Below are 9659 nucleotides of genomic sequence, written 5' to 3'. Positions count from 1 at the left end.
AACCGGACTCCGCGGAACCGGACTTCGGGGAACCGGACTTCGGGGAACCGGGCTTGTGCGGGTCCGGCAGCCCCCACCCGCACAGTGCCGCCGCCAGCAGCGACAGGGCGGCGGTCGTCGCGTACAGGGCGGTGAAGGACCAGTCGGCGATCACCCAGAAGGCGAGCGGGGGACCCACCACCCAGGCCAGCGAGGTGACCGAGCGCAGGAAGCCGTTGAAGAACGGGGCGTCCACACCGCGCGCGTCGGCGAGTTCCCGGGTGTAGGCGAAGAGCTGCCCGAAGCACGCGCCGCCGAGCCCGAAGCAGACCATGCCCGCCAGGAGCAGCAGGTAGTAGTCGCGCAGAAGCGTGTAGCACAGCGCCCCGGCCGCGTTGAAGAGCGCGGTCAGGACCAGGATGGTGCGGCGGCTGCGCAGCCGGTCGGAGACCGCGCCGACCACCACGTCCGTACCGATCTCCGCGATCGACCGGGCGGCGAAGAACAGGCCCACCATCAGGGGGGTGGCGGCGACCGCCTCCCTCAGGAACAGGCTGGTGGTGGGCACCACGAACGCGCCGGCCAGCCCGACCGCCGCGGTGGCGGCCATCAGGTTGAGCACCGCGGGGTCGAGAAGCAGGCGCCACCGGCCGCCGGTTTTGTTTCCGGTCGTTCCCTGGGCGTTCACGCGGCTCCACCCGGGGTCGGCGCGGTCTCGCGCTGCCGGTACGGCAGCCATGCCGCCAGGACCCGGTCCTCGGGCACGCGGGCGGCGGCCGCCAGGTCGGCCTCGTCGATCTCGCCGCGGGCCAGCAGGCTCTCCCGGGCCTCGGCCGGCAGCGAGGCCAGGACGCGGTGCCGCAGGCCCGCCAGGTCCAGGCGTCCGTCGTGGACGGCGGGGATCGGGCGGATGTGTCCCGGACGCAGGTTGGCGGGGTCGACCTGGCTGGAGACCAGGGTCCAGTAGTCGCGGAAGTGGGTCGCCGGGTCGGGCAGGGCGCCGCTGAGCAGGCCGAGGCGGATCGTCTCCAGCCAGCAGTCGAGGTAACGCCGCTCGTGCAGCGCGGACATGTGGCGGGCGCACCACTCGGCGCGTTCCTCGGGCCCCGGCAGTGCGGTCTTGCCGCCGAGCACGCTCAGCACCCAGCCCGCGATCGTCTCGAAGTACGGGCAGGCGGTGCCGAACGCCTCGGTGTCCACAGGGGTGTTGACCACGGCCAGGGTCGGGTCGTGCCGCCAGAAGTGGTGCTCGTACAGGTCCTCGCGGCGCAGGCCGTCGATGAACCCGTAGTCGGGCGGCTCGTAGCCCAGGCACAGCACCACGGCGTCGTACCGGCCGGTCGTGCCGTCCGTGAGGACGGTCCCGCCGTCCGGGGCGAACCGGGAGAAGGCCGCCACGGGGTGCACCCCTCCGCCGTGGACCGCCGGGATGATCTCCCCGTTGATGTGCACCGCGCCGTGGAAGCCGTCCTCGGGCAGCAGTCCGGTGGCCCGGTACATCTCCATGTACTCCGGCAGCCACTCGGTCAGCCAGCCGAGGTACTCGGCGTACGGCACGTCCTCGACGGCGACCCGGCCGGCGTACGAGAACAGCGCGTCGTTGTAGGCGTCGCCGATCCTGCGGGGCAGGAACAGCACCTTGCGGCGTATCGACCAGTCCACCCGGGCGGCGTGCGGGGCGAGGTCGGCGGCGATGTCGGCGCCGCTCACCCCGCCGCCGACGACCAGGACGCGCTTGCCGCGGAACTCGTCGGGGCCGCGGTACTCGGGGGAGGCGAGCACCCGGACGCCGCAGTCGGGCGACGGCAGGCCGCCCTCGGGCATCCGGGGCCGCCACAGCTCGCCGTTGGCGACGAGGACCGCCTCGACCTGCTCGGACCGCGTCGTCCCGTCGCGCATGTCACGGGCCGTCACCCGCCAGTGCGCGCCGTCCTTCGCGACCTCGACGACCTCCTGTCCGAAACGCACCGACTCGAGCAGGCCGAATGTCTCGGCGTACGAGGCGAGGTACTCCTGCACCTCGGCCTGCGTGGGAAAGTCGGCCGTGAAGGTGGGGGCATGGTCGGAGAACGGCATGCTCATGCGGGAGCTCTGCATCCGGACTCCGGCGTACGCGCCGCCCGAGGCGGGATTCCAGATGCCTCCGAGAGCCTGGTGCTTCTCGAAGCAGACGACGTCATGGCCGTCCGCGAGAGCCTGCTTGACGCAGGTGAGTCCCGCGGGACCGGCTCCGATCACGGCTAAACGCATGGACGGGCTCCTGGCCTTGGGGTCGGGCAGAGGGCGGCGGAGGACGAAGGTGCGGGGGACGCCACCGGCGCCGGGCGGCGTCGGACGCGACCGGACGACGTCAGATGAAGGGGTCGAAGTCCTCCGTCAGTTCCGGCGGTTCGGGGCGCCGGGGAAGCAGCCGGATCTCCTGGTTGGTGGCGTGCCGGGCGCACACGAAACGGCAGTCCTCGCTGGGGTCGATCACCGTGGTGTCGGCCGACGCCCACAGCTCGGAGAAGCTGGTCTCCCGGATGTCGCCGATCCGCCCCTTGGGGTTGCCCCTGTGGTACGGGCAGACGAAGACACCGGTGGGGGTGACGGTGGTCCGCAGTTCGGCGACCGCGCAGCGGTGGTAGTCCTTCGGCTGCACGGAGTCGACGTGGTGGCGCACGGCCTGCCAGTTGGAGGAGTGCAGGACGTGGAAGGAGTCGTCCTCCAGCGCGCGCAGCCGGGCGATCTGCTCCTCGACGAGCTCGATGTGCTCGGCGCGCTGGTTGACCGTGTAGTGGTCCTGGTCCAGCATCGCCTTGACCTCGAAGTAGTCGCAGCCGATGTCCCGGGCCAGCGCACCGGCCTGGTACACCTCGTGGTAGTTGGAGGCGGTGACCCTCCCGTCCTCGTCGAAGCGCTGCATCAGCAGGAACGAGTAGCCGAGCCGCCCCTTCTTGCGTGCGGCGAGCTTCCGCATGTTCTCGATGACCTGCGGGAAGACGCTGCGCCTGCCCCGGCTGGGACGGAAGGTCCGGTAGGTCTCGGCGGTGGCCGCGTCGAGCGAGACCCGCACCCAGGACAGCATCTCGGCGAGCCGGTCGAGATGGCGGTGGATCTGGGTGCCGTTGGTGACCAGGCCCAGCTTGATGCCGGCCCCGTGCAGAACCTCGATGATCTCGCCGACGGAGCGGTGCAGTAACGGTTCTCCTCCGCCGATGAGGATCACCGCGCGCACATCGGACCCGGCCAGTTCGTGCGCCAGGCGGACGATGCGGTCCTGGCCTATCTGGCCATGGTGCAGCACCTGGGAGCTGATGCACTCCGGGCAGGCGAGATCGCACACGGTCGTGGGGTCCAGGTCGACCACGAGCGGTGCGGACAGGCGCTTGCCGTGGGCGACGTCGAGGACCGAGGGATACACGGAACGCTGGTAGAGCTTGCCCACCAGGTCGAGGTTGCGCTCCACGAATGCGGTGCCGAGAGAAGTGCTGGACTGGGCTGGAGTGCTGTTGGGCATGGTGCCGTCACTTTCCGAATCGGCGGACGAACGAAGGACGGGATGCTTCGCAGGGAGACAGGGCGATGTCAGACAGTGATGGGAGCGCTCCCATCACGGTGCACAACTGACTGGTTATATGTCAATCAGCCAGCAGAAACCGGTCCTTTGCACATGCCGATTGGCTGAATTTCGCCGCCGTTTCGCCGCCGTTTCGCCACTGTTCCGCCGCTGTGAGTGCGGTGTGCGGCGCGGGGAGGCGACGAGGACGCGCCCACCGCCCCCAGCCGTCCGTACCGTCCGTACCGCCCCCAGCCGTCCGTCCCGTCCGTACCGTCCGTCCGGACACGACAATGCGCCCCGGCCGGGTGGGGGGTGAGCCGGCCGGGGCGCGTTCCCCGTTGTCGGTGATGGTCTCTCGGGACGGTCCCGCGTGGAGCCGTCGGACCGGTCGGACCGGTCGGATCAGTCGAAGGCGGCGAAGGCCTTGGAGAAGGCGAAGTCGTCCTGGGTGATGGAGCTGCAGGTCGCGTCGGCGGCCTGCTTGGGGCCACCGGGGCACTGCTTGTCACGGGTGGCGGACCACATGGACAGCCAGCCGATTCCCTTGGACTTGGCGAAGTTCACCAGCTGGGTGGCGTCCTCGAGCTTGAAGACCTCGGTGACGACGTCGTTGACGCCGATCATCGGGGTGACGGCGACCGTCTTCCAGGCCTCGCTCTCGGACAGCCCGAGGATGCTCTTGATCTGGGCCTGGGTCGCGGTGGCGGCCTGCTCGGCGTAGTCGCCCATGTCGTCGCTGAACGCGGGGCCGTAGTCCATCGCCATGATGTTGACCGCGGAGATCCTCACCCCGTTGGCCTTGGCGTCGGCGAGCAGGTCCACGCCGTCCTGGGTCAGCCCCTGGGGCATGACGGGCAGGGTGAAGGAGACGTCCAGGTCCGGGTGGCGCTGCTGGAGCTTGGCGATGGCCTGGGCGCGACGGGTGTTGGCGGCCTTGTCGGGCAGCGCGCCGCCCTCGACGTCGAAGTCGACCTTGGTGAGCTCGAACTGGTCGACGACCTTGCCGTACGCCTCGGCCAGCGCGTCCACCGAGGAGCAGGTGGTCGCGAGTTCGGAGCCGGCGGCACCGCCGAAGGAGACACGCACATCGCCGCCCTTGGCGCGCAGGGCGCCGATCTGGGAGGCCACGCCGTTGCTCGCGAGGTCGCCGGCACCGCCCCACATGGGGGTGCAGCCGCCGCCGTCGGTGACGAAGGCGAGGTTGTAGTTCTTCACACCGGTCGCGTCCGCGGCGGCGAGCAGGTCGAAGGCCGGGAAGAGGGAGGTGTCGACGTACGGTGCGAATCCGGCGCTCGCCTTCGTGCCGCTGCCGGTGTCCCGGGGGGCCGTGGTGGTCGGCGCCGGCGTGGGAGCGGCCGTCTCGGACCCGGTCGGCGTCGCGGTGGGGGCCGGGGTCCCGGTCTCGGTGGGGCGGCCCTCGGGCTCCGGGGCGGCGGAGTCGTCCGCCGAGCAGCTGCCGCTGTCGATGCGGCAGCCCGTCGGGTCGCCGGTGCCGTTGACGACGAAGCCGACGGTGACCGACTCGCCGGGGGCGAGCCCGTCGGTGTCCCACTTCGGCGGCGTCACGGTGACATGCTGTCCGCTGACCCGGGACTCGGCGTTCCACAGCGAGCTGAGCCTCGCCCCGGCGGGCAGGTCGAACTCCAGCGTCCAGTCCTTCTTCGTCCGGTCGCCGTTGTTGGTGACGACGTACTGCGCGCTGTACCCGGTGGACCAGTCGCTGATCCTGGTGTAGGCGGCGCCGACACCGGCGGCCTGCGCGACGCTGGTGAACACGAACGTCCCGCCGCCGGCCACGGCCGCGGCGAGCAGACCGCCCATCACCTTGTTCCTGCCACTGATCCTGCGCCGGTGCGTGCTCATGCTGTCGTCCGCCTCTTGCTGCTCGCGGATGGGGAATGCCGCGGAAGGGATGCCGCGGAAGGGGGTTGCGGCAGCACGCTAGCGGTCCGGAATCCGGCAAAACGCTTGATCCGGGCGGGCGTTGGGAATCTTAGGGTCCGCTTAAGGATGGGATCGGAAACGGTTAAAGATCGACGCCGGCGCGCCCGCCCGGCGGCGGCGCACGGCTCCCCGGTGTCCCCTGCGGGCCGGTTTGCGGCCGTCGAGCTGGAGCCAGATGCGCACCTCCGCGCCGCCGAGCACGGAGGAGCCGATCCTCACGTCCCCGCCGGTGGACTCCGCGAGCCGGCGCACGATGTCCAGGCCGAGCCCCGTGGAGCCCTCGGTGCCGGAGCCCCGGCCGCGCGCCATGGCCGCCTCGGGGTCGGGTATGCCGGGGCCCGCGTCGGAGACGAGCACGATCACCGCGTCGTCGGCGTGGTGCACGTCGACCGCGAAGGCCGTGCCCTCGGGGGTGTGCCGGAAGACGTTGCCGAGCAGGGCGTCCAGTGCGGCGGCGAGGTCGGCGCGGGCCACGGGGACGCGCGCCGGCCTCTCCACACCGGCCAGCCGCCAGGTGCGGCCCTCGTCCTCGGCGAGCGCCGACCAGAACTTCATCCGTTCACGGACCACTTCGGCCGCGTCGCACCCGGCGCCCGGACCGGCGGCCGCGGTCTGCGGCCTGGCCTCCCGTGCGGTGCGGATGATGGTGTCGACCTCGCGCTCCAGCTGGGCGACGGCCTCCCTGGTCTGCTCGGCGGCCGGCCCGTCGCCGAGCGAGGCCGCGTTCAGCCGCAGCACGGTCAGGGGCGTACGCAGCCGGTGGGACAGGTCGGCCGCCAATTCGCGTTCGTTCGCCAGGAGTTGTACGACCTGATCGGCCATGGAGTTGAACGCGGCCGCGGCGAGCCGCAGTTCGGTCGGCCCCTCCTCGGGCACCCGGGCGCCCAGCCGGCCCTCCCCCAGTTCGCGCGCGCCCTCGACGAGGCGCTGTGCGGGCTGCACCATCCGCACACCGAGCCGGTCGGCGACGGCGACCGAGCCGACGACGAGCGCCGCGCCCACCCCGGCGAGCACCGCCCAGGCCGTGCCGACGCCGTTGCTGACCTCGGCCTCGGGGACGTAGACCTCGACGACCGCGATGGCGCCGGAGCTCAGCGCGACCGGCTGCAGCAGGGTGAACCCGCCCTTCACCTCGGTGGTGGAGGCGCGGCCCATCCTCCGTACGGTGGCGATGTCCTCGTCGGTGGCCCGGCCGCGGCCGATGTCGACGGCCGCCTTGCCGTCGGTCTCCGGTACGTGCACGGCCATCCGTGCGTCCGAGCCGGCCGAGGCGACGACCCGCTCCAGCTGCTCGCGTTCGGTGGTGATGGACAGTGCGGGGGCGACCGCCGCGGCCTGGCGCTCGGCGTTGGAGAAGGCCCGGTCGCGGGCCATCTCCTTGACGACCAGGCCGAGCGGGACGGCGAAGGCGACCACGACCATGGTGGTGACCGCCAGACAGACCTTGACCAGGGCCCATCTCATCGCGGCGGCTCCGCTCCGGGCGGCTCCAGTTTCACGCCCACGCCCCGCAGGGTGTGCAGATAGCGGGGCCGGGCGGCCGTCTCGCCCAGCTTGCGCCGCAGCCAGGACAGATGGACGTCTATGGTCTGGTCGTCGCCGTAGGACTGCTGCCACACCTCGGCCAGCAGTTCCCTGCGCGAGACGACCACCCCGGGCCGCCTGGCGAGGAAGGCGAGCAGATCGAACTCACGCCGGGTCAGGTCCAGCCGTACGCCGTCCAGTTCGGCCTGGCGGCGCAGCGGGTCGACGGTCAGGCCGCCGACGCGGAGCACGGCGGACGACGTGTCCTCCCCCGCTCCGAAGCGGGCCCGGCGCAGAACGGCGGCCATGCGCGCCGACAGGTGCTCGACCGAGAACGGCTTGGTCAGATAGTCGTCCGCCCCGGCGTTGAGCAATCGGACGATCTCCGCCTCGTCGTCCCGGGCGGTGGCGATGATGACGGGCACATCGGTGATGCCGCGCAGCATCTTCAGGGCCTCGGAGCCGTCCAGGTCGGGCAGTCCGAGGTCCAGGACCACCAGGTCGAAGCGGTGATGGGCGACCTCGCGCAACGCCTCCAGGGCCGTGCCGACACTGCGCACGGTGTGCGAAGCCTCGGTCAGATGCCGGATGAGCGCCGAGCGTACGAACGGATCGTCCTCGACCACGAGCACACTTGCCATGCGCCGCACCGTACGCCATGCACACACCATCGACGCGAGCCCAGGGGCCCCTTCGGCCCGGCCCCGGCCGTCTGTGGACAACCTCACTCCGCTTCCGCGAGGGCGACGCGGACGGCGGGGAGGGGCGGGTGAGACAGTAGGAGCGCGATGCACAGAGGACTCGTTCACGTACTGGCGTGGTCGCTCGCCACCGGTGCGGCGACCACGTTGTCGTGGTGGGGCGTGCACACGGTGATGGCGGGCACGGCCTACGACCCTCCGCGTGCCCTGCCCATCACGGCGGCCGGCGCGGCCACGCAGGAGTCGCGGCCGCAGGCCTCCTCCACCCACCGGCCGCCCGCGTCCGCGAGTCCGTCGCCCACGCCGAGCCGGACGTCCAGGACCCGGCCGGCCGCCTCCGGCTCCTCCGCGCCGGCGTCCCCCGCGACCACTCCGGCCTCCTCGCCCTCCGCCTCCCCCGCTCCTGCCGCTCCCTCCGCTCCGGCTTCCCCGGGGCAGGTCAAGAGCTACGACACCCGGGGCGGCCGGGTGGTCCTCTCCCTCGGCGAGGCCTCGGCGACCCTGGTCTCCGCCACTCCGGGCACGGGGTGGTCGATGCAGGTGTGGAAGACCGAGACATGGATCCGTGTGGAGTTCACCTCGGACACCGACCGGGTGTCGGTCATCTGCGCCTGGCACGACGGTCCGCCGCACGTGGACATCGGCACCTACTGAGGCTTCCGGCGCCCCTTCCGGCGGACCGGCCCTCCGGCGCCGCCCTTTCGGCGGGCGTTCGGTGCGGCAAAGGGCCCGGCGGAGGATTCAGCGGAAGACCGAGGGCGGCGGCGCCGGCGAGGCGACGGCCACGGCGTCCGTGACCGGGGCGGCCCCTCCGGTGAAGTCGACGAGGGCGCGGCCGTGTTCGACCCGGGCCGGGTACGGGTCGGAGGCGGCCCGGCGGGTCAGTTCGCCGACCGGCAGCGGACGGTCGGAGGCGACGAGCACGGCGTTGCCGAAGCGCTTGCCGCGCAGCACGGCCGGGTCGGCGATCAGCGCCAGGTGGGCGAACCGGGCGGCGGCGGTGGCGATCTGACCGCGCAGATGGGCCAGCGGCGGGCCGTCGGCGAGGTTGGTGGCGCAGACCCCGCCCGGCTTCAGGGCCCTGCGGACCTCGTCGAGGAACTCCGTGGAGGTGAGGTGGGCGGGGGTGCGGGTGTCGCTGAAGACGTCCACGACGACCAGGTCGGCCCAGCCGTCCGGGACCTTGGCGAGCCCTTCGCGTGCGTCGGCCGACCGCACCCGTATCCGGGCGTTCCTCTCCCACGGCAGCTCACGCCGCACCAGCTGGACCAGGGCCGCGTCCCGCTCGACGACCTGCTGGGTGGAGCGGGGCCGGGTGGCGGCGACGTACCGGGCGAGTGTGAGCGCCCCGCCGCCGAGGTGCACGGCCTGCACCGGTCTGCCGGGCGGCGCGACGAGGTCGATCACATGGCCGAGCCTTCGCTGGTACTCGAAGGAGAGGTGCTCCGGGTCGTCGAGGTCGACGTACGACTGCGGGGCCCCGTCGATCAGCAGGGTCCAGCCCCGCGCCCGTTCCCGGTCGGGCACGAGGTGCGCGAGCCCGCCGTCGACCTGTTCGACGACGGTCTGGGCGGCTCCTCGTCCGCGGCGGGGCCTTGTGGACCTTCCCATGCGCTCATTGTCGCAGGGCGTGCACGGCCGCACGCACGCGCGTGCCGCGCCTCGGGTGCCCGCCCGGCCGGCGTCAGCGGCAGTTGTCCGCCGCCTCGATGATGCGGGCCGCCTCCCCCAGCGCCCGGCGCAGCACCGCGGGATCGGTCGCAAGGCCGGCCTCGCCGGGCGGGACCAGCCAGTCGGCGCCCTCCACGGACGGCTCCGGGGTGAGCCGCAGGCCCTGCCCGTCGGTCCTGGTGCAGGTGCTCCCGGGCACGTCCCAGGCCGCGGCCGTGCCGGGCGGGACCACGAAGCCCAGGGTGTCGTCCTCGTCGTCGTGCAGAACGGGTCCCACCGCGTCCCCCGCGCCGCGGCGC

9 protein-coding genes are annotated in these 9659 nt (G+C 72.4%); 1 reads left to right on the top strand and 8 read right to left on the bottom strand.

Features of this window, described 5'->3' with window-relative positions:
* From CCN35_RS12325 to CCN35_RS12300, 6 genes are all read right to left on the bottom strand, one after another.
* The coding region (locus CCN35_RS12325) for an MFS transporter (protein ID WP_158100395.1) at window positions 1-667 on the bottom strand (667 nt) is incomplete at its 3' end.
* A complete protein-coding gene (locus CCN35_RS12320) occupies window positions 664-2229 on the bottom strand; it encodes an FAD-dependent oxidoreductase (RefSeq protein WP_067388311.1) in 1566 nt (521 codons plus the stop codon). The genes CCN35_RS12325 and CCN35_RS12320, both read right to left, overlap by 4 nt.
* A gap of 100 nt (window positions 2230-2329) precedes the next feature.
* Window positions 2330-3478: a radical SAM protein gene (locus tag CCN35_RS12315; RefSeq protein WP_067388309.1), complete on the bottom strand. Its 1149-nt coding sequence runs from the start codon at window positions 3476-3478 to the stop codon at window positions 2330-2332.
* Window positions 3479-3922: 444 nt separating this feature from the next.
* Window positions 3923-5383, bottom strand: coding sequence for a glycoside hydrolase family 18 protein (locus CCN35_RS12310; RefSeq protein ID WP_086792608.1), 1461 nt, complete (start codon window positions 5381-5383; stop codon window positions 3923-3925).
* Between the two features lie 141 nt (window positions 5384-5524).
* Window positions 5525-6928, bottom strand: a complete 1404-nt coding sequence (locus CCN35_RS12305) for a sensor histidine kinase (RefSeq protein ID WP_067388305.1) — start codon at window positions 6926-6928, stop codon at window positions 5525-5527.
* The gene (locus CCN35_RS12300; protein ID WP_067388303.1) at window positions 6925-7629 is read right to left on the bottom strand and encodes a response regulator transcription factor; all 705 of its coding nucleotides are present in this window, start codon (window positions 7627-7629) and stop codon (window positions 6925-6927) included. Before CCN35_RS12300 ends, CCN35_RS12305 begins: the two co-directional genes overlap by 4 nt.
* Window positions 7630-7776: 147 nt before the next feature.
* On the opposite strand from CCN35_RS12300, the gene CCN35_RS12295 reads away from it, so the two are divergent.
* Window positions 7777-8343, top strand: coding sequence for a hypothetical protein (locus tag CCN35_RS12295; protein WP_067388300.1), 567 nt, complete (start codon window positions 7777-7779; stop codon window positions 8341-8343).
* A gap of 87 nt (window positions 8344-8430) precedes the next feature.
* On the opposite strand, the gene CCN35_RS12290 is transcribed toward CCN35_RS12295, so the two are convergent.
* Complete coding sequence (locus CCN35_RS12290) at window positions 8431-9300, bottom strand: spermidine synthase (protein WP_086792606.1); 870 nt, start codon at window positions 9298-9300, stop codon at window positions 8431-8433.
* Between the two features lie 73 nt (window positions 9301-9373).
* On the bottom strand, window positions 9374-9659 hold a 286-nt coding region (locus CCN35_RS12285; RefSeq protein WP_086792604.1), incomplete at its 5' end, for a hypothetical protein.

It is taken from the genome of Streptomyces thermovulgaris (assembly GCF_002155915.1).
Classification (GTDB): Bacteria; Actinomycetota; Actinomycetes; order Streptomycetales; family Streptomycetaceae; genus Streptomyces; species Streptomyces thermovulgaris.
The sequence above is the reverse complement of the archived record's forward strand: the minus strand, read 5'-3'. Positions and strand labels throughout refer to the sequence as shown.

Bases quoted from the DNA above. Each gene is read 5' to 3' on its own strand.
- CCN35_RS12320 (WP_067388311.1), bottom strand. From the start codon at position 2,229: ATGCGTTTAGCCGTGATCGGAGCCGGTCCCGCGGGACTCACCTGCGTC.
- CCN35_RS12315 (WP_067388309.1), bottom strand. From the start codon at position 3,478: ATGCCCAACAGCACTCCAGCCCAGTCCAGCACTTCTCTCGGCACCGCA.
- CCN35_RS12310 (WP_086792608.1), bottom strand. From the start codon at position 5,383: ATGAGCACGCACCGGCGCAGGATCAGTGGCAGGAACAAGGTGATGGGC.
- CCN35_RS12305 (WP_067388305.1), bottom strand. From the start codon at position 6,928: ATGAGATGGGCCCTGGTCAAGGTCTGTCTGGCGGTCACCACCATGGTC.
- CCN35_RS12300 (WP_067388303.1), bottom strand. From the start codon at position 7,629: ATGGCAAGTGTGCTCGTGGTCGAGGACGATCCGTTCGTACGCTCGGCG.
- CCN35_RS12295 (WP_067388300.1), top strand. From the start codon at position 7,777: ATGCACAGAGGACTCGTTCACGTACTGGCGTGGTCGCTCGCCACCGGT.
- CCN35_RS12290 (WP_086792606.1), bottom strand. From the start codon at position 9,300: ATGGGAAGGTCCACAAGGCCCCGCCGCGGACGAGGAGCCGCCCAGACC.